This window comes from Jannaschia sp. W003, from assembly GCF_025144335.1.
GTDB lineage: Bacteria > Pseudomonadota > Alphaproteobacteria > Rhodobacterales > Rhodobacteraceae > Jannaschia.
Genome location: NZ_CP083539.1, coordinates 2,717,497 through 2,738,970 on the forward strand (window position 1 = coordinate 2,717,497; position 21,474 = coordinate 2,738,970).

The following is a 21,474-nucleotide window of genomic DNA, read 5'->3' on the forward strand; positions in this document are numbered from 1 at the left end:
GCCATGAACGAGATCGCCACGCTGCAGACGGGCATGCCGACCACGGCCGCCGCCGAGGCGCAGCTTCCGCACAACATCGAGGCCGAGCAGCAGCTCCTGGGCGCGCTGCTCACCGACAACGACCTCTACGACCGCGCCGCCTCGATCGTGCGCGCGGAGCACTTCTACGACCCCGTGCACGCGCGCATCTACGAGATTTGCGCCGCGCGCATCCAGAAGAACGCCCTCGCCTCGCCCGTCACCCTGCGCCCCTTCCTCGAGGAGGACGAGGGACTGCGCGCGCTCGGCGGTCCCGCCTACCTCGTGAACCTCGCCGCCTCGGCCGTGGCCGCCTACGCGGTGCGCGACTACGCCCGCATGATCTACGACCTCGCCATCCGCCGCGAGCTGATCGGGCTGGGCCGCGACATCTCGGCCAAGGCCAGCGACGTGACCGTCGCCTCGGAGCCCTCGGACCAGATCGTCGAGGCCGAGGCGGCGCTCTACTCCCTGGCCGAGCAGGGCAAGTCCGACTCGGGCTTCGTGCCGTTCCTGCGCGCCGTGACCGAGGCGGTGAACGTCGCCAACGCCGCCTACCAGCGCGACGGCGGTCTGGCCGGCACCTCCACCGGCCTCGTGGACATGGACCGCAAGCTCGGCGGCCTCCACCGCTCCGACCTCCTGATCCTTGCCGGACGCCCCTCCATGGGGAAGACGTCGCTGGCCACCAACATCGCCTTCAACATCGCCAAGGCCTACCGCCGCGGCACCACCTTCGACGGGCGCGAGGGCGCGATCGAGGGCGGCGTGGTGGGCTTCTACTCGCTGGAGATGTCCTCGGAGCAGCTCGCCGCGCGCATCCTGTCGGAGGCCGCCGAGGTGCCCTCGGAGCAGATCCGCAAGGGCGACATGACCGAGGCCGAGTTCCGGCGCTTCGTGGAGGCCGCCAAGTCGCTGGAGAGCTGCCCTCTCTACATCGACGACACGCCGGCCCTGCCCATCTCGCAACTCGCGGCGCGCGCCCGCCGCCTCAAGCGGACCCACGGGCTGGACGTGCTGATCATCGACTACCTCCAGCTCGTCCGCCCCGCGACCGCCAAGGACAGCCGCGTGAACGAGGTCTCCGAGATCACGCAAGGCCTCAAGGCCATCGCCAAGGAGCTCGACATTCCCGTGATCGCCCTGTCGCAGCTCTCGCGCAACGTCGAGAGCCGCGAGGACAAGCGTCCCCAGCTCTCGGACCTTCGTGAATCCGGCTCGATCGAGCAGGACGCCGACGTGGTGATGTTCGTGTACCGCGAGGAGTACTACAAGGAGCGGGAGAAGCCGGGCGAGCACCAGTTCGAGAAGCTGGCCGAGTGGCAGGCCGCCATGGAGGCGGTGCATGGCAAGGCCGAGGTCATCATCGGCAAGCAGCGCCACGGCCCCATCGGCTCCGTGGAGCTGAGCTTCGAGGGACGCTTCACCCGCTTCGGCAACCTCGTGAAGCCCTGGCAGGGCGGCGAGGGCTGACGCCGGCCGCTTGACGCTGCGGCGCGGCTTGTCCATGCGGCGCCCATGGGGACGGGACAGCTTTTCATCGACCTGGAGGCGGTGGCCGCCAACTGGCGCGCGCTTGACCGCCTGAGCGCCGCCGGCTGCGAGACCGCGGCCGTGGTCAAGGCCGACGCCTACGGCTTGGGCGTGGTTCCCGTGGTGACGCGCCTCGCCGCCGAGGGCGCCCGCGCCTTCTTCGTGGCCTCCGCCGCCGAGGGCATCGAGGTGCGCCGCGCCCTCGGGCCAGAGCCGCGCATCTACCTCCTCTACGGCCACATGGCGGGCGACACCGAGACGATCGCGCGGGGCGACCTCGTGCCGATGCTCGTCTCCGTGGACCAGCTCCTGCGGCACCTCGAATCGATGCCCGCGCGGCCCTTCGGCTTGCAGCTCGACACCGGCATGAGCCGCCTCGGCTTGACCGAGGCCGAGTGGGCCGCCACCCGCGAGATCGCGCTGGAGGCCGGGCCGGCCCTGGTGATGAGCCACCTCGCCTCCGCCGACGACCCCGAGAACCCCGCCAACGCGGACCAGCTCCGCCGCTTCCGCGAGATGACCGACGGCATCGAGGTGCCGCGCAGCCTCGCGGCCACCGGCGGGACGCTCCTCGGCGAGGCGTTCCACTTCGACATGTGCCGCCCCGGCGTGGGCCTTTTCGGGGGCCTGCCGTTCCGGGACGCCGAGCCCGTGGTCCGGCTGGAGCTGCCCGTGGTCGCCTGCTTCGACGTCCCCGCCGGCGCGCGCGTCGGCTACGACGGCACCTGGACCGCGCCCGCGCCCACCCGCATCGCCACCGTGGCGGGAGGCTATGCCGACGGGCTGTTCCGCGCGCTGCAGCCGGGTCTGGAGGTCATGGCCGGGCCGGTGGCCTGCCCGGTGCGGGGGCGCGTCTCGATGGACCTGCTGACCGTGGACATCGGCCATCTCGACGCCGACCCGCCCCACGTGACCGCGATCGACGACCGGCGCGGCGTGGATGCGGTGGCCGCCGGGGCCGGCACCATCGGATACGAGATCCTCACCGCGCTCGGCCGCCGCTACGATCGGCGCTACCGCGGAGGTTGATTCGCCCCCGCCTCGAACGACATGGGTCTTCCCTGCGGCGACAAACGGATTATGTGATCACAATTGCAACCCATCCGGAACTAATGGCCCTCGCGGGGGAACCCGTGGCGAAAGCGCTACGTTGGGACGGGATATTTCTGATATGGTCGAACGGGCAATGGTCCGCGGCTAGGTTGGCCCACCGCACGGGGTTCGAGGCACATGACAGACACGACGCACAACGTGGCGATCGCCACCACGATTCTTCAGCAGGTCTGCACCTTCGTGCTGGCCCTCGCCGCGCTGGCGATGGTGGTGCTCACGGGGGCGGCGCTGGCCGGGCTCGCGCCGTGGATCGACCTGCCGCTGGTGATCGGCGGCGAGCCGGTCGAGGGCGCCGGCATGTACGTGCAGATCGGCTTCACCGCCCTGCTGCTGATCCTCGCCGGCTTCCTGCCGTCGAACGCCCGCGTCCGCCGGCTGGAGCTGACCAACCGCGACTTCCACATCTCCATGGAGGACGTGGCGCGCGCCTACGACTACGTGCACCGCGCCGACCGCGAGGGCACGTTCCAGCTCTCCCGCGAGTTCGACGCCATGCGCGACCGCATCGAGTGGATGCGCCAGCACCCCGAGCTCGGCGAGCTGGAGCACGACGTGCTGCAGCTGGCCGCGCAGATGAGCGTCGAGAGCCGCGAGCTGGCGGAGGTCTATGCCGACGAGAAGGTCGACCGCGCCCGCTCCTTCCTGCGCCAGCGCCAGGGCGAGATCGAGGACTACCGCCAGCGCATCTCCATGGCCCAGGCCACCGTCCACGAGATCAAGCGCTGGATGCAGGCCCTGTCGGTCGAGGAGGGCCTCGCCGAGAAGCAGCTCGAGCGCCTGCAGAAGGACCTCGCCGAGATCACCGACGCCATGAAGCTGACCGGACACGGCAAGACCGAGAACGTGGTCGCCATGGGCCCCTCGACCCGCCGCGACGGCACCGGCAACTCCGAGTCGCTGCCCGCCAGCTGAGGCGCGGCCGACCGCGCGACCCGAAAGGCCCGGCCCCTGCGCCGGGCCTTTTCGCGCGCCACGTCTTGCGCGGCGCGCGCGGATGGACCAAATCGGGAACATGGCCAAGCACAGCACCCAGTTCGCCTGCTCCGACTGCGGCGCCGTCCACAAGAAGTGGACCGGGCGCTGCGACGGCTGCGGGGCGTGGAACTCCATCCGCGAGGAGGTGCCGCTGTCCGCGGGCCCGTCGAAGCAGACCCTCGGCACCGCCAAGGGCCGCCGCGTGGCGCTCGTGGACCTCGCCACCGAGGAGGCGCCGCCGCCGCGCACCTTCTCCGGCATTGCCGAGCTGGACCGCGTGCTCGGCGGCGGCCTCGTTCCGGCCTCGGCCACGCTGGTGGGGGGCGATCCGGGCATCGGCAAGTCCACCCTGCTCCTGCAGGGCGCCGCCAGCTTCGCGCGCGCCGGCCACGCGGTGGTCTACGTCTCGGGCGAGGAGGCGACCGCGCAGGTGCGGATGCGCGCCCAGCGCCTCGGGCTGGCGGATGCGGGCGTGCGGCTCGCGGCCGAGACCAACCTGCGCGACGTGCTCACCACCCTCGAGGCCGAGAAGCCCGACCTCGCCATCATCGATTCGATCCAGACCATGTGGGTCGATACCGTCGAGAGCGCGCCCGGCTCGGTCAGCCAGGTGCGCGCCTGCGCCCACGAGCTGACGCGCTTCGCCAAGCGCTTCGGCACCGCGGTGATCCTGGTGGGCCACGTCACGAAGGAGGGGCAGATCGCCGGCCCCCGCGTCGTCGAGCACATGGTCGATACGGTGCTCTACTTCGAGGGCGAGCGCGGCCACCAGTTCCGCATCCTGCGCGCCACCAAGAACCGCTTCGGCCCCGCCGACGAGATCGGCGTGTTCGAGATGACCGGCGCCGGGCTGGCCGAGGTCGCCAACCCCTCGGCCCTGTTCCTGGGCGAGCGCGACACCCCCGCCCCCGGCTCGGTTGTGTTCGCGGGGCTGGAGGGCACGCGCCCCCTCCTGGTCGAGATCCAGGCCCTCGTGGCGCCCTCGCCCCACTCCCAGCCGCGCCGCGCCGTGGTGGGCTGGGACGGCGGCCGCCTCGCCATGGTGCTCGCCGTCCTCGAGGCGCGCACCGGCATCGGCTTCGCGGGGCTCGACGTCTACCTCAACGTCGCGGGCGGCATCCGCGTGGGCGAGCCGGCGGCCGACCTCGCCGTGGCCTGCGCGCTGCTGTCCGCTCGCGAGGACGCCGCGCTTCCGCGCGAGACGGTGGTGTTCGGCGAGCTGTCCCTGTCGGGCGCGCTGCGCCCCGTGACCCAGTCCGAAAACCGCTTGAAGGAGGCGGCGAAACTTGGTTTCACCGCCGCGATCGTTCCCCGGGGCACCAAGCCGGGCGACGGGGCGGGGGTGTCCTCGCGGCAACTCGGGGACGTCGCCACGCTCGTGGGCGAGGTGTTCGGCGCCGCGTGAGGGGTCCCGCGGGGCAGGCAACCGGAAGGGCGGCACGACATGGACGGCTTCACGATCGTCGACGCGGTGGTCGCGGGCGTCATCCTCGTTTCCGCGATCCTCGCCTACAGCCGCGGGCTCGTGCGCGAGGCCATGGCCATCGTCGGCTGGATCGGCGCCGCGATCCTCGCCTTCACCTTCGCCGGCCCGTTCGAGCCGCTGGTGAAGGAGCTGCCCGTGATCGGCGACACCCTCGCCGGATCCTGCGAGCTGGCCGTGCTCGCCGCCTTCGCGGTGGTGTTCGCGCTCAGCCTCGTGGCGTTCAGCTTCTTCACGCCGCTCCTCAGCTCGGCCGTGCGCCACTCGGCCCTCGGGCCGGTGGACCAGGGCCTCGGCTTCCTGTTCGGCGTGCTGCGCGGCGTGCTGCTCGTGGCGGTGGGCTTCGTGGTCTACGACCGCGTGGTGGTCGACGAGGGCATCCCCGAGATCACCAACAGCCGCTCCGCCGTGATCTTCGCCCGCATGCGCGACGGCATCGAGGACCAGATCCCCGAGGACGCGCCGGGCTGGATCCTCGTGCGCTACGAGAGCCTCGTGGGCGAGTGCGTCACGCCCGCCACGGACACGTGATCCCCGCCCCGTGACACCGGGCGCCGCACCCCCTATGGGGGAGCGACCCAAGCCACGGGAACCCCTGCCCATGTCCGAGACCGAACCCCTCTGGCGGTCGAACCCGCTCGACGCGCTCGACGGCGACACGCTGCACGAGGAGTGCGGCGTGTTCGGCGCGATCGGCGCCGGCGAGGCCGCGCCCCTCGTGGCCCTCGGCCTCCACGCCCTCCAGCACCGGGGCCAGGAGGCGGGCGGCATCGTCGTCCACGACCCCGAGCGCGGCTTCAACTTCGCCCGCCGCTTCGGCTACGTGCGCGACACCTTCACCTCGCAGGACGTCATGGACACCCTGCCCGGGGACGTCGGCATCGGCCACGTCCGCTACGCCACTTCGGGCAGCAAGGGCGGCACCGCGATCCGCGAGGTCCAGCCCTTCTTCGGCGAGTTCGCCATGGGCGGCGCCGCGGTCGCCCACAACGGCAACATCGTGAACGCAGAGGCGCTGCGGAAGGATCTGATCGGGCGCGGCTCGATCTTCCAGTCCAGCAGCGACTCGGAGTGCATCATCCACCTCATGGCGCGCTCCATGGGCCCCAACATCCCCGAGCGGATGAAGGACGCCCTGCGCCGCGTGGAAGGAGCCTTCTCGATCGTGGCCATGACCCGCACCAAGCTGATCGGCTGCCGCGATCCCCTGGGCGTGCGCCCCCTAGTGCTGGGCCGCATCGGCGAGACCGGCTACGCGCTCGCCTCCGAGACCTGCGCCCTCGACATCATCGGCGCGGAGTTCCTGCGCGAGGTGGAGCCGGGCGAGATGGTGGTGATCACCAAGGAAGGCGCGCTGATCTCGCACCGCCCCTTCGAGCAGCGCCGCCCGCGCTTCTGCATCTTCGAGCACGTCTACTTCTCGCGCCCCGACTCGATCCTCGGAGGCCGCTCGGTCTACGAGACCCGTGAGGCGATCGGCCGCGAGCTGGCCAAGGAGGCCCCCGTGGAGGCCGACCTCGTCTGCCCCGTGCCCGACTCGGGGACCCCGGCGGCGATCGGCTACTCGCTGGAGTCGGGCATCCCCTACGCCATGGGGATCATCCGCAACCAGTACGTGGGCCGCACCTTCATCGAGCCCACCGAGCAGATCCGCAACATGGGCGTGCGCCTGAAGCTCAACGTGAACCGCGCCCTCATCCGCGGCAAGCGCGTGGTGCTGGTGGACGACAGCGTGGTGCGCGGCACGACCTCGCGCAAGATCAAGGAGATGATCCTCGATGCCGGCGCCGCCGCCGTGCACTTCCGCATCGCCTCCCCGCCCACGGCCTGGCCCTGCTTCTACGGCGTCGACACGCCCCAGCGCGAGAAGCTGCTCGCCGCCACGATGAGCGAGGAGGAGATGCGCCGGCACCTGGGCGTCGACTCCCTGCGCTTCATCTCCCTCGACGGACTCTACCGCGCCGTGGGCGAGGCGAAGGGCCGGAACCCCGACGCGCCCCAGTACTGCGATGCGTGCTTCTCGGGCGAGTATCCCGTGAGCCCCTCGGACCAGATCGCCCGCGGCTTCCGGGTCGCCGCGGAGTAGGGTGCCGCGACGGCGGAACACCGCCTGCCACATTCCTGCCTCATTGTGGGTACACGCTGAATTAACGAGCATCCGGGCAAACCGGAGCCGTGGGCAGTTTGAGGCAGACAATGGACATCACCCTGAAGGCGGTCGAACCCGCCGACCGGGAGGCGTGGGCCGCGCTCTGGCGCGACTACCTCGTCTTCTACGGAACCGCACGCGACCGGACGGCCTACGACGCCGCCTTCGCGCAGCTCCTCTCCGACGATCCCCATAGCTTCGCGGGACGCCTCGCCCTCTCGCGCGGCCGCGTGATCGGGCTGGCCCACTGGGTCTGGCACCCGCACATGTGGAACCCGGGCGGGGTGATCTACCTGCAGGATCTCTACGTCGCCCCCCGCGAGCGCGGGCGCGGCGTGGCGTCTCGGCTGATCGCCGCCGCCTACGAGGACGCGGACCGCCGCGGCGCCGCATCGGTCTACTGGCTCACCCAGTGCGGCAACCCGGCGCGCGCGCTCTACGACCGCGTGGCCGAGCGCACCGAGTTCGTGAAGTACCAGAGGTCGGCGTGATCCGAGCCCTCGCGCTGGCCGCCACGGTTCTCGCCTCCTGCATGCCGGTCGAGCCGCCGGCGGTGCAGCGCGCGCTGCCCGCGGCCGCGCTGCCCGACATCCGCCGCTTCGAGGGCGCGCCCGCGCCCACCCCGGCTGTCCCGAACGCCCAGGTCGCCCGCGACTTCATGGAGCTGAGCTTCGCGCTCGAGACCGGCCGCACGATCCCCGTCTTCACCCGCTTCGAGGGCCCCGTCACCGTGGGCATCGAGAAGGTGGGCGACGCCGAGCCGCCCGTGACCCTCTCCGCCGACCTCGACGACCTGATCGCCCGCCTGCGCCGCGAGGCCCGTATCGACATCAGCCGCGCCGCGGCCGGCGAGGCCCCCTCGATCACCGTCTCCGCCCTGCCCCGCGAGACGCTGCAGCGCTACGTGCCCGGCGCCGCCTGCTTCGTAGTGCCCCGCGTCACCGGATGGCGCGACTACCTCGCCAAGCGCTTCGGCGGCACCCTCGACTGGACCACCCTCAGGACCCGCCGCCGCGCCTCGGTGTTCCTGCCCGAGGACGTCAGCCCCCAGGAGGTGCGCGACTGCCTCCACGAGGAGGTGGCGCAAGCGCTCGGGCCGCTGAACGACCTCTACCGGCTGCCCCATTCCGTCTTCAACGACGACAACGTCCACGTGGTCCTCACCGACCGCGACATGACGATCCTGCGCGCCACCTACGACCCCGCGCTGCGCTCCGGCATGAGCCCCGCCGAGGTGGCCCGCCGCCTGCCGGACGTGCTCGCGCGCATCAACCCGCGGGGCGGCATCCCCGACACCGGCGCCGTGCGCCGCTCGTCCCCTGCGTGGACCGAGGCGATCCGCGGCGCCCTCGCGCCCCGCGCCGAGGCCCGCGTGCGCCTGCGCGACGCCGAGCGCGCGGTGAGCCTCTCGCGCGCCGCCGGCTGGCGCGACGAGCGCGCCGCCTTCTCGCTGCTGGCCCTGGGCCGGGCCGCCCTCCCCGTCGACGGCGGCGTCGCCATCGGCGCCTTCCTGGAGGCGGCCGAGGGCTACCGCGCCGCCGGCGGCAGCGAGCTGCACGGCGCGCAGGTGGCCCTTCAGCTCGGCGCCTTCGCGGTGTCCTCGGGCGATCCCGAGACCGCGCTGCGCCTCGTGGACCGCGCCATTCCCGCCGCCGCAGACGCGCAGAACGCGGTGCTGCTCTCCACGCTCCTCCTGATCCGCGCCGAGGCCGTGGCGGCCACGGGCGACGCCGAGGATGCCGCGCAGGTCCGCCGCGAGGGCATGGCCTGGGGCCGCTACGCCTGGGGCGATCCGATGCTCGCGGTGCGCGCCGCCGAGGTTGCGGGGCTGGCGCCGGGCGCGTAACTCCGGCCCATGCTCCTTCCCCTCATCACCGCCGCCCTCGGGGCCCTGCTCGGCGCCCTCGTCGCCCGCCGCCGCAAAGGCACCGGCTTCGACATCGCCCAGTGGGCCGCCGTCTGGGCCCTGCTCGGCGGCCTCCTCGGCTTCCTCGCGCTCATCGTGATCCTGCGGAGCTAGGGCGGTGTTCCTCGGCTTCTTCGAGGCCCTGCGCGCCGCCGGCGTCCCCGTCAGCCTGCGCGAGCACCTCACCTGGCTCGACGCCCTCGCCGCGGGCGTCGTGATCTACGACGCCGACGGCTTCTACCACCTCGCCCGCGCCGCCTTGGTGAAGGACGAGCGCCACATCGACCGCTTCGACCGCACCTTCGCCGCGCAGTTCGGCGGGCTGGCGGACGTGACCCCCCAGGAGGTGCTGGAGCGGCTCGACCTGCCCGCCGACTGGCTGGAGCGCCAAGCCGAGAAGCACCTCACCCCCGAGGAGATGGCCGAGGTGCGCGCCGCGGGCGGCTTCGAGAAGCTTATGGAGACCCTGCGCGAGCGGCTCAGGGAACAGCAAGGCCGCCACCAGGGCGGCTCCAAATGGATCGGGACTGCCGGCACCTCGCCCTTCGGCGCCTATGGCTACAACCCCGAGGGCGTGCGCATCGGTCAGGACGGCTCGCGCCACCAGCGGGCCGTGAAGGTCTGGGACCGCCGCGAGTTCCGCGACTACGACGGCGAGCGCGAGCTGGGCACCCGCACCATCAAGGTCGCCCTCAAGCGACTGCGCGCCTGGGCCCGCGAGGGCGCCCCCGACGAGCTGGACCTAGGCGCCACCATCCGCTCCACGGCTCGCAACGGCTACCTTGACGTCCAGACCCGCCCCGAGCGGCGCAACAACGTGAAGGTGCTCCTGTTCCTCGACGTGGGCGGCTCCATGGACCCGCACGTGAAGGTGGTCGAGGAGCTGTTCTCGGCCGCCCGCTCCGAGTTCCGCACGCTCCACCACTTCTACTTCCACAACTGCCTCTACGAGGGCGTCTGGCGCGACAACCGCCGCCGCTGGGACGCGGTGGTGCCCACGCGCGAGATCCTCAACACCTACGGCCCCGACTACCGCTGCATCTTCGTGGGCGACGCCTCGATGAGCCCTTACGAGATCGCCTATCCCGGCGGCGCCAACGAGCACTGGAACGAGGAGCCGGGCCGCGTCTGGCTGGAGCGCGTGCGCGAGCGCTGGCCGCGAACGCTCTGGATCAACCCCGTGCCGCGCGGGCACTGGGACTACACCCAGAGCATCGCCATGATCCGCGACGCCTTCGAGGACCGCATGGTGCCCATGACGCTCGAAGGGCTGACCGACGGCATGAAGCTGCTGACCTAGGGCGCGCTCGCCTCGCGCACGTTCTCCAGCAGCCAGGGGTCGACGCGCTCGCCGTGCAGCACGCTCACGTCGCCCGTGGTCTCCAGCACCACGGCGCGCACCTTCGACAGGTCCAGCGCATTGGCCTCGCGCAGTTTGGCCTGCACCTCGGACTCGGTCACGCGCGTCTGCCGCAGCGCCTCGCGGTCGAGCACGCCGTCGCGCATCAGGATCACGGGCCGGTTGTCGGCCGCGCCCTGCACGGCCTGCGAGCGCGAGCGCACCAGACCGAACACCCACTGCACCAGGAACAGCGAGCCCAGCGCCACCGCGCCCTTCACCAACGTCAGCCCTTCGGTGAAGATCGCCGAGGCCAGCATCGAGCCGAAGGCCACCGTAACCGCGAAGTCGTAGCTCGACATCTTCGAGAAGGCCCGCAGCCCCGCGAGGCGCACGAACACCACCATCAGCACCACAAGCACGGCGGCATCGACGAAGGTGGCGGCGAGGTCGGCGAGGTCTGGCATGGGCGTCTCCTGCCTTCCCAAGCCCCCGCCCGCCCGGAACGTTCCGCCGCACCCCCGTGGACGCGCGCCCCCGCGCCCCCCATATCGGAGGCATGATCAAGACCCCCGCCCTCCTGCTCGCCGTCCTCTACGGCGTGGTCATGTGGTTCTTCTCCGCGTGGCGCCTCCGGCGCGAGATGGACGCGCGCTCGAAGCCCCTCGCGGACCCGCTGCTGGAGCACCAGCTCGCCCGCATGGCCGCGGTGCTGGAGGTGGAGCGCATCCCCGTCCACCTCTACGACGTGGAGCCGGTGAACGGCCTCGCCGCCCCCGACGGGCGCATCTTCATCACCAAGGGGTTCCTGCGGAAGTTCCGCGCCGGCGAAGTCACGAGCGAAGAGATGGCCTCGGTGATCGCCCACGAGCTTGGCCACGTGGCGCTGGGTCACGCGCGGCGGCGCATGGTGGACTTCTCGGGCCAGAACGCGATCCGCGTGGCGCTGGCGGGCGTCTTGGGGCGCATCGTGCCCTTCGCCGGGGTCGCCATCGCCAACGCGCTCGCTTCGCTCGTGGCCGCGCGCCTGTCGCGGCAGGACGAGTACGAGGCCGACGCCTATGCGGCCGCCCTCCTGACCCGCGCGGGCATCGGCACGGCGGCGCAGAAGTCGCTGTTCCGGAAGCTGGGGGCGATGACGGGGGCCGGTGGGCAGGGCGTGCCGGCCTGGTTCATGAGCCACCCCAAGTCGGACGAGCGCATCGCGGCAATCGAGGCGCTGGAGCGTCGGTGGGGCGAGGGGCTGCCCGCGCGGTAGGACGCCGTTTCACCGCCACTGCCCGATGAGACCGTCATGCCCCGACCCTAAGCCGGGGCCTCCGCCCGCCGCCTACTCCTCCGGTGCCGCCGTGCTCAGCAGGTCGCGCTCGCCTTTCGCCGCCCGCTCCTCGCGCACCATCGTGTCCAGCGTCCGGTCCGGCGCCACCGGGGCGGGTGCGGCGGCGACCGGGGCCGCCGGCGCCGCCTCCTCGCCTTCCGTCGCCGTCAGCCCTTCGGGCCGTCCCCGGCGGTCGGGCAGGTCGATCACCGGCAGGCCGCCGCCGGCCACGTTGATGCGGTAGGTCGGCTCGGGCACGCCGATGTCCGCCTCGCCGAGGGCCGCCAGCACCAGCCGGATCGCCTCGGAGCGGGCTACCGGGAACTCGGCGCGGGTCTGGTCGAGCCAGGCGAAGAACTCCATGTCCACGGTCGAGGCGCCCACGTCCTTGATCCACACCCGCGGCGGCGGCGCCTCCAGCACGAAGGGTAGCCCGCGCAGCACCCGCAGCCCGATCTCGCGCGCCTCGGCGATGTCGGCCTCGGGGTCGACGCCCACCATGAAGCCGAAGCGCCGCTCGGCGTTGCGGGTGTAGTTCAGGATGCGGGCCTTGAAGACGGTGCTGTTGGGCAGGCGCAGGTGGTTGCCGTCGGGATCGAGCAGGATCGTGGCGCGGCTGGTCAGGCGGATCACCGTCCCGAGGCTGCCCTCGATCTCCACGATGTCGTTGGGGCGGAACGGCTGGCGCAAGGAGAGCATCACCGAGGCGATGAAGTTCTCGACCGTGTCCTGCACCGCGAAGCCCACGGCCAACCCCACGATGCCCGCCGCCCCGAGGAGGCCCGTCAGCACCCAGGTCGCATCCAGGATGTCGAGCGCCACCACGATGCCGACCCCCGCGAACACGAGTCGCAGCAGCGCGCGGTAGATCTGGGCGATGAACCCGTTCGGCGCCAGCCGCGCCCAGGGCCGGTCCCACGCCGCCAGCGCCCAGCCCGCGCCCGCCACCGCGAGGCCCACCGCGGCGGCGACCGCGACGAGCGGCAGGTAGGCGACCACCTGCGCCGCGCGGGCCCGGAAGCGGTCCACCACGGGGTCGAGGCGGCGGGCGACCTCGGTGTTCTCGGTGACCTCGTTCTCGACGGCGACCACGCCCTCGACGCGCGCGGCGATCTCGCCCAGCCGGTCGACGGCCTCGGGCGAGAGCACCTCGCCGCGGAAGGTCACGATGCCCTCGGCGGCCTCAACGGTGACGCCCTCGAAGCCGTCCAGCTCGCCCAGGATGCCGCGAATGCGCCGTGCGATGGCGGCGTCGCCCCCGCCCGCCTCCTCCACGGAGATGGCCCCCGAAGGCTGCGACGGCGGCGCCTCGGCCTCCTGCGCGAAGGCGGGGAGGGCGAGGAGGAGCAGGACGAGAAGGAAGCGCATCATTCCGACCGACCTAGCGCACGGCGGACAACGAGCACTCTCTCATCTTGCCATAAAAACCTCGGGGGGCGTCCGCTGGTCCGCCACTGGTCCGAGGACCAGTGGACGCGGGCAGAGCCCCCGGCCCTCGCAACCCTCAGAACGTCTGGTCGTACTCCCCGACGTTCGGCTCCACCCGGATGATCTTGTCGAGGTCCTCGAAGATCGCCCGCAGCTCGTCCTTCGACTCCGGCGACTCGCACACCACCACGAGGTTCGGCGTGTTCGACGAGGCCCGCACCAGCCCCCAGCCGCCGTTCTCCAGCATCACGCGCGCCCCGTTCACGGTCACCACGTCCACGATCCGCTGGCCGCCGAGCGAGCCCTCGCCCTTCATGGGCACCAGCCGGTCCACGATGCGCTGCAGCGTGTCGTACTTCTCGGTGTCCGGGCAGTGGGGCGAGAGGGTCGGCGTGTTGTAGACCGTGGGCAGGGCCTTCCGCAGGTCCGACATGGACTTGTCGGGGTTGCGGTCGAGCAGCTTGCAGATCTCCACGGCGACGCGCTGGCCGTCGTCGTAGCCGCGGCCGATGGGCTCGGCCAGGAAGTAGTGGCCCGACTTCTCGAAGCCCGCGAGCGCCCCGATCTCGTGGACGCGGCGCTTCATGTGGCTGTGGCCGGTCTTCCAGTAGTCGGCCTTGGCGCCGTTCGCCTTCAGCACCGGGTCGGACGCGAAGAGGCCCGTGGACTTCACGTCGGCCACGAAGGTGGCGTTCTCGTGGATCGCCGAGAGGTCGCGGGCCATGATCACGCCCACGATGTCGGCGAAGATCTCCTCGCCCTCGTCGTCCACCACGCCGCAGCGGTCGCCGTCGCCGTCGAAGCCCAGGGCGAGGTCGGCGCCCGAGGCCCGCACGGAGTCGGCCATGTCGTGCAGCATCTTCATGTCTTCGGGGTTCGGGTTGTAGTTCGGGAAGGTGTAGTCGAGCCGGTTGTGCGAGGGCACGACCTCCACGCCGATCCGCTCCAGCACCTCGGGCGCGAAGGCCGAGGACGAGCCGTTGCCGGTGGCGCAGACGACCTTGAGCTTGCGGCTCATCCGGAAGTCGCCCACGAGGTCGTCGAGGTACGCCTCCTTCACGCCGTCCACGAACTCCCACTTGCCCCCCTCGTGGGCCTCGCCGCGGCCCTCGAGCACGATGTCGCGCAGCTCGCTCATCTCGTCGGGGCCGTGGGTCAGCGGGCGCTCGAAGCCCATCTTCACGCCGGTCCAGCCGTTGGGGTTGTGCGAGGCGGTCACCATGGCGACCGCGGGCGCGTCGAGGTGGAACTGCGCGAAGTACGCCATCGGCGACACGGCTGGCCCGATGTCCTGCACGTGGATGCCCGCCTGCACCAGCCCGAGGATCAGCGCGTTCTTGATGGCGAGGCTGTAGTCCCGGTAGTCGTTGCCCACCGCGATGCGCGGCTCGATGCCCCGGAGGCGCATCTGGGTGCCCAGCCCCAGCCCCAGCGCCGTGACGCCCGGCAGGTTGATCTCCTCGGGGTACTTCCAGCGCGCGTCGTACTCGCGGAAGCCGGTCGGCTTGATCATGGGATCTCGGAGGAACGCCCAGGTGTTCGGCGAGACTTCGGTGTGGGGCTTCATGGCGGCGGTTCCTCCCATTGGTACCGCTACCGGGATACCGCCCCCGCCGCCCTGCGCAAGCCCCGCCGCCGCCCGCGCGTCCGCCCCCGGCAGCCGTTGCCCCGTATGGCCCCTTGCCGTAGGGGGCGCCGGAGTCGTGCGCCGGAGGTCCCATGTACCGCGTCTGGAACTTCGTCACCAACTACTCCCTCCTCCTGGTCGCCGGCGCCGTGATCGCCCTGGTCTGGGCGAACCTCGACCCCCGCGGCTACCACGCGGTGGTGGAGTACCCCCTGTGGTTCAACGACCACGTGGGCGTGACCATGGAGCGGTGGCTGCGCGCGCTGGGCGAGGATGCCGAAGCGTTCGGCCACGCCGAGACGGCGCGGGTGCTGACCTTCCACTACCTCGTGAACGACGTCCTCATGGCCTTCTTCTTCTCGGTCGCCGCCAAGGAGGTCTGGGAGGCGGTGATCCTGGAGCGCGGCTCGCTGCGCGGCCGCCGCGCCGCGACGCCGCTCTGCGCCACCGCGGGCGGCATGATCGGGCCGGCGGCGGTGTTCCTCGGGCTGGCGGCCGTGCTAGGGTCGGACACGTTCGACGCGGTGGCCAACGGCTGGGCGATCCCCACCGCCACCGACATCGCCTTCTCCTACCTTGTGGGCCGCGTGGTGTTCGGCGCGGGCCACCCCGCGGTGCGCTTCCTGCTGCTGCTCGCCATCGCGGACGACGCCGCGGGGCTGGTGATCCTGGCCGTGTTCTACCCCACCGGCGCGCTCGCGCCCGGCTGGCTGCTCGTGTCCCTCGGCGCCGCGCTCGCGGTCTACGCCCTCGCCAACTGGCTGCCGCGGCACCTGGACCGTGCCGACCCCATGCGCCCGCGTGCCACCTGGGTGCGCCAGCACCTCGGCGTCTGGCCCTACGCGCTCGCGGGCGCGCTGTCGTGGTACGGCTTCGCGCAGTCGGGCCTGCACCCCGCGCTCGGCCTCCTGCCGATCGTGCCCACCCTGCCCCACGCCGACCGCGCCTTCGGCATCTTCGCCGAGGCCGAGCAGTACCTCACCGACCTCCTGAACCACGCCCAGCACCTCCTGAAGCATCCCGTGGAGGTGATCCTGTTCTTCTTCGGCCTCCTGAACGCCGGCGTGGAGCTGTCGGCCGTCTCGGCGCCCACGGCGCTGGTGCTGGCGGGCCTGCTCTTGGGCAAGCCGGTCGGCATCCTCCTGTTCGGCTACGTCGGCGCCCGCGTGCTGCGCCTCGGGCTGCCGCCGGGGATGCGCATGGCGGACCTCGCGGTGGTCGGCTGCGTGGCGGCGATCGGCTTCACGGTTTCGCTCTTCATCGCCGCCGTGGCCTTCGAGCCGGGCGCGGTGCAGGACGCGAGCAAGATGGGGGCGCTGCTGAGCTTCGCGGCGGCGGGGATCGCGGTCGTGGCGGGCCGCCTCGCGGGGGTGCGGCGAAGGCCCCGCTAGGGCCACCGACGCCCGCGCGACCCCGTAATCGTGACACATTAAGGGATTATCAGGTCCCGACGGCTAGCGTATCGCTATGCGCGGCCGGGTCGTGTCGAGAAGGGGGGGCCGCAGAGCGAGATGATCGAGTTCAACAACGTCTCCAAGTCCTTCTGGACCGGCCAGCGGCGCAAGGTGATCCTGGAGGGGGCGTCCTTCCGCGTCGAGCCGGGGCGCTCCATGGGCATCCTCGCGCCCAACGGCACCGGCAAGACCACGATCGTCAACATGATGGCCGGCCTCGAGAAGCCCGACGAGGGCACCGTCACCCGCTCCGCGCGCGTCTCGTTCCCGCTGGGCTTCATGGGCGGCGTCTCCTCGAAGCAGACCGCCACCGAGAACGTGCGCTACATCGCCCAGCTCTACGGCCTCGATCCCGACTACGTGGAGGCGTTCTGCCGCTGGCTCTGCGGCATCGAGGAGTACTTCGACCGCGCCGTCGGCACCTACAGCCAGGGCATGCGCGCGCGCCTGAGCTTCGCGCTGCTGCTCGCGCTCGACTTCGACTACTACCTCATCGACGAGGGCATGCCCTCCACCACGGACGCCGAGTTCAACCGCAAGGCCGGCTCCCTCCTGCAGGAGCGGCTCCAGCGCGCCACGGTGGTGATCGTGTCCCACAAGCCCGAGGTGCTCGAACGCTTCGCCCGCACCGCCGCCGTCCTGCGCGACGGGCGCCTCCACCACTTCGACACGCTCGAGGAAGCCCAGAGGCTCTATGACTACGCATCCTAGGGCGCGGGCCTTCCGCACCCGCCCCGACCAGAGCTTCGCGCCCTCCTCCGCCGCGCTGTCCGCCGTCGCCGCGCCCGGCCCCCCCGCCAACGCCGCCGGAGAGCCGCCCGCTTCCCGCGCGCCCGCCGCCGCGGCGCCGCCCCCCGCCGTGCCCGCGGCCACCGACGTGCCCCCCGTCGAGGCGCTCACCGGGCGCCAGCTGCGCATCGCCCGGCGCGTTGCCCAGAAGCACGGCGTGAAGGCCGGCTCCGACCACGAGGCCGTGGCGATCCTGCGCGAGCGGGGCATCGATCCGCTCGGCGGGGCCAACATGCTCCAGGTCGTGCCCCAGCCGGGCGAGACCCTGCCCAGCACGGCGCCCGCGCCCCGCAGCCCGCCCGTCCCCGCCGACGGGGGCGGCCGCGCCGCCGAGATCGTGCTCATCCAGCGCGACATCGCGCGCCGCCGCCGCCGGCGGGTGTTCCTGCTCGCGGTGCGGCTGCTGTTCTTCGTGGGGCTGCCCACCGCGATCGCCGGCTACTACTACGCCGAGGTGGCGACGCCGATGTACGCCACGAAGTCGGAGTTCGTGATCCAGCAGGCCGACGCGGCGGGCGCCGCCGCCGGGGGCGGGCTCTTCGCGGGCACCGGCCTCGCCTCGCAGCCCGACAGCATCGCCGTGCAGGGGTACCTGCTGTCGCGCGACGCCTATCTGCGACTCGACGCCGACCAGGACTTCCGTGCCCACTTCTCGGCGCCCGGCATCGACCCGCTCAACCGCCTCGACCCGGACGCCACCCAGGACGAGGCCTACGCCCTCTACAAGCGCATGGTCGACATCGGCTACGACCCCACCGAGGGGCTCGTGCGCATGGAGGTCGCCGCCGCCGACCCGGCCGTCTCGGCCAGCTTCAGCCGCGCGCTGATCGACTACGCCGAGGAGCAGGTGGACCAGCTGACGGCGCGCAAGCGCGACGACCAGATGGACGGCGCCCGCGAGAGCTACGAGGACGCCGAGGCCAAGATGCTCGCCGCGCAGAACCGCGTGGTGGCATTGCAGGAGCAGCTCGGCGTGGTGAGCGCCGAGAGCGAGCTGGGCAACGTCTACGGCCAGATCAGCGCCATCGAGACCGCGCTGCGCGAGGAGCGGCTGGGCCTCGAGGCCCTGCTCGCCAACCGCCGGCCCAACGGCACCCGCGTGCAGGTCGCCGAAAGCCGCATCGCCCAGCTCGAATCCGAGCTGGCGGGCCTGCGCCAGGGGCTGACCGACAGCGGCGGCGCCGACGCCTCCAACCTCGCCCGCGTCACCGCCGAGCTGGGGGTCGCGCAGATGGACCTGCAGACCCGGCAACTCCTGCTCCAGCAGGCCGCCACCCAGATGGAGACCGCCCGCATCGAGGCCAACCGACAGGTGCGCTACCTCTCCACCCCCGTGCCCCCGGTGCCGCCCGACACGCCGACCTATCCGCGCGTGTTCGAGAACACCGTGCTGGCCTTCCTGATCTTCTCGGGCCTCTACCTGATGATCTCGCTGACCTCGGCCATATTGAGGGAACAGGTGAGCGGCTGATCCCGGAGACCGCCTCCGGCGGTCACCGGGATGGATCGGTCCAGTGGACCGATCCAAAGCCGCGAACGCCCGCGCACCAGCGCGGGCGATGCAGAGCAACGAAGCCCCCGAAGCGCCCTCGCACCCACGTCCCATACGCGGCGCCACGCTCGTCCATCGCCCCAGGCACGATCGCCCCTCCCCCCGAACGCAAGCGGGGCCCCGAAGGGCCCCGCCGGATCGCTCCGCCCCCTCCGTCAGAGGTAGTAGGGCGTCGTCCCGTACGCGCTGTGGGTGCGCTCGTGCCAGTCGCGGTCCGCCTCCCAGCCGGTCTCGGCCTTCGGCGCCGCCTCCAGCTGCTCGGGCGTGATGCGGGTGCGGAAGCCGCCCAGCGAGGTGTCGTAGTCCAGCGTGTCCCACGGCACCGGGCGCTCCGAGCCCCCGATCCCGAGCACGCCGCCGAACGACATAACGGCGTAGGCGACTTTGCCCGACTTCTTGTCGATCATCACGCGGTCGATGGTGCCCACGCGCTCGTCGCCGGCGCCGAACACAGCCGTCCCCGCGACGTCGCCCGCGGCGACGAGGTTCTTGGGGTCATGTGTCATGTCGATCTCCCTAGTCGTTGATCGTGCAGGGAAAACGCAGGCCCCCGGGGGCCGGGTTCCCGCCCGGATCGGGCGCCGGCGGGATGGTGCGCGGCCCGTGGGCGGGGACCTGCCGAGCCGTTCCCCACCGTCCCCCCAAACGCAGAAAGGGCCCCGCGAGGGGGCCCTTTCCGAAGTGCGAAGGCGGGCTGCCTTACATCATGCCGCCCATGCCGCCCATGTCGGGCATGCCGCCGCCGGCGTTCGAGCCGTGCTTCTCGGGCTTGTCGGCCACCATCGCCTCGGTGGTGATCAGCAGGCCGGCGATGGACGCGGCGTCCTCCAGAGCGGTGCGGACGACCTTCGCCGGGTCGATCACGCCGAACTTGAACAGGTCGCCGTACTCCTCGGTCTGGGCGTTGAAGCCGAAGGCCGGATCGTTCGACTCGCGCACCTTGCCGGCCACGACCGCACCGTCCACGCCCGCGTTCTCGGCGATCTGGCGCAGCGGCGCCTCGATGGCCTTGCGCACGATGGTGATGCCGGCGTTCTGGTCCGGGTTCGCGCCCGTCAGACCTTCCAGCGCCTTGCCGGCCTGGACCAGCGCCACGCCGCCACCGACGACCACGCCTTCCTGCACGGCCGCGCGGGTCGCGTTGAGGGCATCATCCACGCGGTCCTTGCGCTCCTTGACCTCGACCTCGGTCATGCCGCCCACGCGGATGACGGCGACGCCGCCCGCGAGCTTGGCCACGCGCTCCTGGAGCTTCTCGCGGTCGTAGTCCGAGGTGGTCTCCTCGATCTGCTGGCGGATCTGGGAGACGCGGGCCTCGATCTCGGCCTTGTCGCCGTGCCCGTCGACCACGGTGGTCTCGTCCTTCGTGATCGAGACGCGCTTGGCGGTGCCCAGCATGTCCATGGTCACGTTCTCGAGCTTCATGCCGAGGTCTTCCGAGATCACCTGGCCGCCGGTCAGGATCGCGAGGTCCTGCAGCATGGCCTTGCGGCGGTCGCCGAAGCCGGGGGCCTTCACGGCGGCGATCTTCAGGCCGCCGCGCAGCTTGTTGACCACCAGCGTGGCGAGCGCCTCGCCTTCCACGTCCTCGGCGATGATCAGCAGCGGCTTCTGCGACTGGATCACGGACTCGAGGAGCGGCACCATCGGCTGGAGCGACGAGAGCTTCTTCTCGTGCAGGAGGATCATGCAGTCCTCGAGCTCGGCGGTCATCTTGTCGGCGTTGGTCACGAAGTAGGGCGACAGGTAGCCGCGGTCGAACTGCATGCCCTCGACCACCTCGGTCTCGGTCTCGAGGCCCTTGTTCTCCTCGACGGTGATGACGCCGTCGTTGCCGACCTTCTGCATGGCATCGGCGATCTGGCGGCCGATCTCGGCCTCGCCGTTGGCGGAGATGGTGCCGACCTGGGCGACCTCATCGGAGTCGGTCACGTCGCGGGCCATGGCGCGGATCTGCTCCACGACCTTGGCGACCGCGAGGTCGATGCCGCGCTTGAGGTCCATGGGGTTCATGCCGGCGGCGACCGACTTGGCGCCCTCGGTCACGATGGCCTGGGCCAGCACGGTGGCGGTGGTGGTGCCGTCACCCGCCTCGTCGTTGGTGCGCTGGGCCACTTCCTTGACCATCTGCGCGCCCATGTTCTCGAACTTGTCCTCGAGCTCGATCTCCTTGGCGACGGAGACGCCGTCCTTGGTGATCCGGGGCGCGCCGAACGACTTGTCCAGCACGACGTTGCGGCCCTTGGGGCCCAGCGTCACGCGGACGGCGTTGGCGAGGGTGTTGACGCCCTTGAGCATCTTGTTGCGGGCGTCGGAGTCGAATTTCACGTCCTTGGCGGCCATGAGGATTCTCCTTGGATTGGGGTGGGGTCGCGGCGGGCCGGATGCCCGGCCGCGTCACGGAAGACGGGTGATCAGGCGGCGGCGGCGGCGGCGGTGTCGCCGATGATGCCCAGGATGTCCGATTCCTTCATGATCAGCATCTCCTCGCCGTCGATCTGGACCTCGGTGCCCGACCACTTGCCGAACAGCACGCGGTCGCCGGCCTTCACGGCGGGGGCGATCAGCTCGCCCGAGTCCTTGCGAGCGCCCTCGCCCACGGCGATGATCTCGCCCTCGGCGGGCTTTTCCTTGGCGCTGTCGGGAATGATGAGACCGCCCTTGGTCTTGTCCTCGGATTCGATGCGGCGGACCAGCACGCGGTCGTGGAGCGGGGTGAAAGCCATCGGGGCCTCTCCTTCTCTGCGGTTGTGGGGCTTGGCACTCACCGGGGGCGAGTGACAACGATCG

Annotated in this window: 20 protein-coding genes; 14 read left to right on the top strand and 6 right to left on the bottom strand. The window is 71.6% G+C overall.

Going from position 1 to position 21,474, the window contains the following annotated elements:
- Window positions 1-3: 3 nt before the first annotated feature.
- The 10 genes from K3554_RS13405 (at window position 4) to K3554_RS13450 (ending at window position 10,477) form a co-directional block, all read left to right on the top strand.
- Window positions 4-1,491, top strand: coding sequence for a replicative DNA helicase (locus K3554_RS13405; protein WP_259941054.1), 1,488 nt, complete (start codon window positions 4-6; stop codon window positions 1,489-1,491).
- A gap of 45 nt (window positions 1,492-1,536) precedes the next feature.
- Entirely contained in the window at window positions 1,537-2,580 is a 1,044-nt protein-coding gene (alr, locus tag K3554_RS13410) for an alanine racemase (RefSeq protein WP_259941056.1), read from the top strand.
- 201 nt (window positions 2,581-2,781) lie between these two features.
- On the top strand, window positions 2,782-3,576 hold the full coding sequence (locus K3554_RS13415) for a DNA repair protein (RefSeq protein ID WP_259941058.1): 795 nt from the start codon (window positions 2,782-2,784) through the stop codon (window positions 3,574-3,576).
- Between the two features lie 100 nt (window positions 3,577-3,676).
- On the top strand, window positions 3,677-5,044 hold the full coding sequence (gene radA / locus K3554_RS13420; RefSeq protein WP_259941060.1) for a DNA repair protein RadA: 1,368 nt from the start codon (window positions 3,677-3,679) through the stop codon (window positions 5,042-5,044).
- A 39-nt stretch (window positions 5,045-5,083) separates the two neighbouring features.
- Window positions 5,084-5,653 carry a CvpA family protein gene (locus K3554_RS13425; RefSeq protein ID WP_259941063.1) on the top strand — a complete coding sequence of 190 codons (570 nt, stop codon included), beginning with the start codon at window positions 5,084-5,086 and terminating at the stop codon, window positions 5,651-5,653.
- 70 nt (window positions 5,654-5,723) lie between these two features.
- Window positions 5,724-7,208, top strand: a complete 1,485-nt coding sequence (purF, locus tag K3554_RS13430; RefSeq protein ID WP_259941065.1) for an amidophosphoribosyltransferase — start codon at window positions 5,724-5,726, stop codon at window positions 7,206-7,208.
- 110 nt (window positions 7,209-7,318) lie between these two features.
- Window positions 7,319-7,762 (top strand): GNAT family N-acetyltransferase, encoded by a 444-nt coding sequence (locus K3554_RS13435; protein WP_259941067.1) that lies wholly within the window; start codon window positions 7,319-7,321, stop codon window positions 7,760-7,762.
- Complete coding sequence (locus K3554_RS13440) at window positions 7,759-9,117, top strand: DUF2927 domain-containing protein (protein ID WP_259941068.1); 1,359 nt, start codon at window positions 7,759-7,761, stop codon at window positions 9,115-9,117. Before K3554_RS13435 ends, K3554_RS13440 begins: the two co-directional genes overlap by 4 nt.
- Window positions 9,118-9,126: 9 nt before the next feature.
- The gene (locus tag K3554_RS13445; protein ID WP_259941070.1) at window positions 9,127-9,291 is read left to right on the top strand and encodes a hypothetical protein; all 165 of its coding nucleotides are present in this window, start codon (window positions 9,127-9,129) and stop codon (window positions 9,289-9,291) included.
- 4 nt (window positions 9,292-9,295) lie between these two features.
- The gene (locus K3554_RS13450) at window positions 9,296-10,477 is read left to right on the top strand and encodes a VWA domain-containing protein (protein ID WP_259941072.1); all 1,182 of its coding nucleotides are present in this window, start codon (window positions 9,296-9,298) and stop codon (window positions 10,475-10,477) included.
- On the opposite strand, the gene K3554_RS13455 is transcribed toward K3554_RS13450, so the two are convergent.
- Window positions 10,474-10,983: a DUF421 domain-containing protein gene (locus K3554_RS13455; protein ID WP_259941074.1), complete on the bottom strand. Its 510-nt coding sequence runs from the start codon at window positions 10,981-10,983 to the stop codon at window positions 10,474-10,476. The two genes, K3554_RS13450 and K3554_RS13455, sit on opposite strands and share 4 nt — an antisense overlap.
- Before the next feature lie 92 nt (window positions 10,984-11,075).
- Between K3554_RS13455 and K3554_RS13460 the strand changes: the two genes are divergently transcribed.
- Window positions 11,076-11,774 (top strand): M48 family metalloprotease, encoded by a 699-nt coding sequence (locus K3554_RS13460; protein WP_259941076.1) that lies wholly within the window; start codon window positions 11,076-11,078, stop codon window positions 11,772-11,774.
- Between the two features lie 72 nt (window positions 11,775-11,846).
- On the opposite strand, the gene K3554_RS13465 is transcribed toward K3554_RS13460, so the two are convergent.
- Window positions 11,847-13,205, bottom strand: coding sequence for a mechanosensitive ion channel family protein (locus tag K3554_RS13465; RefSeq protein ID WP_259941079.1), 1,359 nt, complete (start codon window positions 13,203-13,205; stop codon window positions 11,847-11,849).
- Window positions 13,206-13,338: 133 nt separating this feature from the next.
- Window positions 13,339-14,829, bottom strand: a complete 1,491-nt coding sequence (locus tag K3554_RS13470; protein ID WP_259941082.1) for a phosphomannomutase/phosphoglucomutase — start codon at window positions 14,827-14,829, stop codon at window positions 13,339-13,341.
- Window positions 14,830-14,981: 152 nt separating this feature from the next.
- Between K3554_RS13470 and K3554_RS13475 the strand changes: the two genes are divergently transcribed.
- The 3 genes from K3554_RS13475 (at window position 14,982) to K3554_RS13485 (ending at window position 18,603) form a co-directional block, all read left to right on the top strand.
- A complete protein-coding gene (locus tag K3554_RS13475; RefSeq protein WP_259941085.1) occupies window positions 14,982-16,280 on the top strand; it encodes a Na+/H+ antiporter NhaA in 1,299 nt (432 codons plus the stop codon).
- Window positions 16,281-16,400: 120 nt separating this feature from the next.
- The gene (locus K3554_RS13480) at window positions 16,401-17,054 is read left to right on the top strand and encodes an ABC transporter ATP-binding protein (RefSeq protein ID WP_259941086.1); all 654 of its coding nucleotides are present in this window, start codon (window positions 16,401-16,403) and stop codon (window positions 17,052-17,054) included.
- The gene (locus tag K3554_RS13485) at window positions 17,038-18,603 is read left to right on the top strand and encodes a capsule biosynthesis protein (protein ID WP_259941088.1); all 1,566 of its coding nucleotides are present in this window, start codon (window positions 17,038-17,040) and stop codon (window positions 18,601-18,603) included. Before K3554_RS13480 ends, K3554_RS13485 begins: the two co-directional genes overlap by 17 nt.
- Before the next feature lie 236 nt (window positions 18,604-18,839).
- Here the strand turns inward: K3554_RS13485 and K3554_RS13490 are convergent, their stop codons facing one another.
- The 3 genes from K3554_RS13490 to K3554_RS13500 all read right to left on the bottom strand — a co-directional run bounded on the left by K3554_RS13490 (window position 18,840) and on the right by K3554_RS13500 (window position 21,410).
- The gene (locus K3554_RS13490) at window positions 18,840-19,190 is read right to left on the bottom strand and encodes a PRC-barrel domain-containing protein (protein WP_259941091.1); all 351 of its coding nucleotides are present in this window, start codon (window positions 19,188-19,190) and stop codon (window positions 18,840-18,842) included.
- 193 nt (window positions 19,191-19,383) lie between these two features.
- A complete protein-coding gene (gene groL / locus K3554_RS13495; RefSeq protein WP_259941093.1) occupies window positions 19,384-21,027 on the bottom strand; it encodes a chaperonin GroEL in 1,644 nt (547 codons plus the stop codon).
- A 71-nt stretch (window positions 21,028-21,098) separates the two neighbouring features.
- Window positions 21,099-21,410, bottom strand: a complete 312-nt coding sequence (locus K3554_RS13500; protein WP_259941095.1) for a co-chaperone GroES — start codon at window positions 21,408-21,410, stop codon at window positions 21,099-21,101.
- Between the last annotated feature and the right edge of the window lie 64 nt (window positions 21,411-21,474).

What these genes read in the sequence shown, in the direction of transcription:
- K3554_RS13405 (WP_259941054.1), top strand. Translation starts at nt 4, where the DNA reads ATGAACGAGATCGCCACGCTGCAGACGGGCATGCCGACCACGGCCGCC.
- alr (WP_259941056.1), top strand. Translation starts at nt 1,537, where the DNA reads ATGGGGACGGGACAGCTTTTCATCGACCTGGAGGCGGTGGCCGCCAAC.
- K3554_RS13415 (WP_259941058.1), top strand. Translation starts at nt 2,782, where the DNA reads ATGACAGACACGACGCACAACGTGGCGATCGCCACCACGATTCTTCAG.
- radA (WP_259941060.1), top strand. Translation starts at nt 3,677, where the DNA reads ATGGCCAAGCACAGCACCCAGTTCGCCTGCTCCGACTGCGGCGCCGTC.
- K3554_RS13425 (WP_259941063.1), top strand. Translation starts at nt 5,084, where the DNA reads ATGGACGGCTTCACGATCGTCGACGCGGTGGTCGCGGGCGTCATCCTC.
- purF (WP_259941065.1), top strand. Translation starts at nt 5,724, where the DNA reads ATGTCCGAGACCGAACCCCTCTGGCGGTCGAACCCGCTCGACGCGCTC.
- K3554_RS13435 (WP_259941067.1), top strand. Translation starts at nt 7,319, where the DNA reads ATGGACATCACCCTGAAGGCGGTCGAACCCGCCGACCGGGAGGCGTGG.
- K3554_RS13445 (WP_259941070.1), top strand. Translation starts at nt 9,127, where the DNA reads ATGCTCCTTCCCCTCATCACCGCCGCCCTCGGGGCCCTGCTCGGCGCC.
- K3554_RS13455 (WP_259941074.1), bottom strand. Translation starts at nt 10,983, where the DNA reads ATGCCAGACCTCGCCGACCTCGCCGCCACCTTCGTCGATGCCGCCGTG.
- K3554_RS13460 (WP_259941076.1), top strand. Translation starts at nt 11,076, where the DNA reads ATGATCAAGACCCCCGCCCTCCTGCTCGCCGTCCTCTACGGCGTGGTC.
- K3554_RS13465 (WP_259941079.1), bottom strand. Translation starts at nt 13,205, where the DNA reads ATGATGCGCTTCCTTCTCGTCCTGCTCCTCCTCGCCCTCCCCGCCTTC.
- K3554_RS13470 (WP_259941082.1), bottom strand. Translation starts at nt 14,829, where the DNA reads ATGAAGCCCCACACCGAAGTCTCGCCGAACACCTGGGCGTTCCTCCGA.
- K3554_RS13475 (WP_259941085.1), top strand. Translation starts at nt 14,982, where the DNA reads ATGTACCGCGTCTGGAACTTCGTCACCAACTACTCCCTCCTCCTGGTC.
- K3554_RS13480 (WP_259941086.1), top strand. Translation starts at nt 16,401, where the DNA reads ATGATCGAGTTCAACAACGTCTCCAAGTCCTTCTGGACCGGCCAGCGG.
- K3554_RS13485 (WP_259941088.1), top strand. Translation starts at nt 17,038, where the DNA reads ATGACTACGCATCCTAGGGCGCGGGCCTTCCGCACCCGCCCCGACCAG.
- K3554_RS13490 (WP_259941091.1), bottom strand. Translation starts at nt 19,190, where the DNA reads ATGACACATGACCCCAAGAACCTCGTCGCCGCGGGCGACGTCGCGGGG.
- groL (WP_259941093.1), bottom strand. Translation starts at nt 21,027, where the DNA reads ATGGCCGCCAAGGACGTGAAATTCGACTCCGACGCCCGCAACAAGATG.
- K3554_RS13500 (WP_259941095.1), bottom strand. Translation starts at nt 21,410, where the DNA reads ATGGCTTTCACCCCGCTCCACGACCGCGTGCTGGTCCGCCGCATCGAA.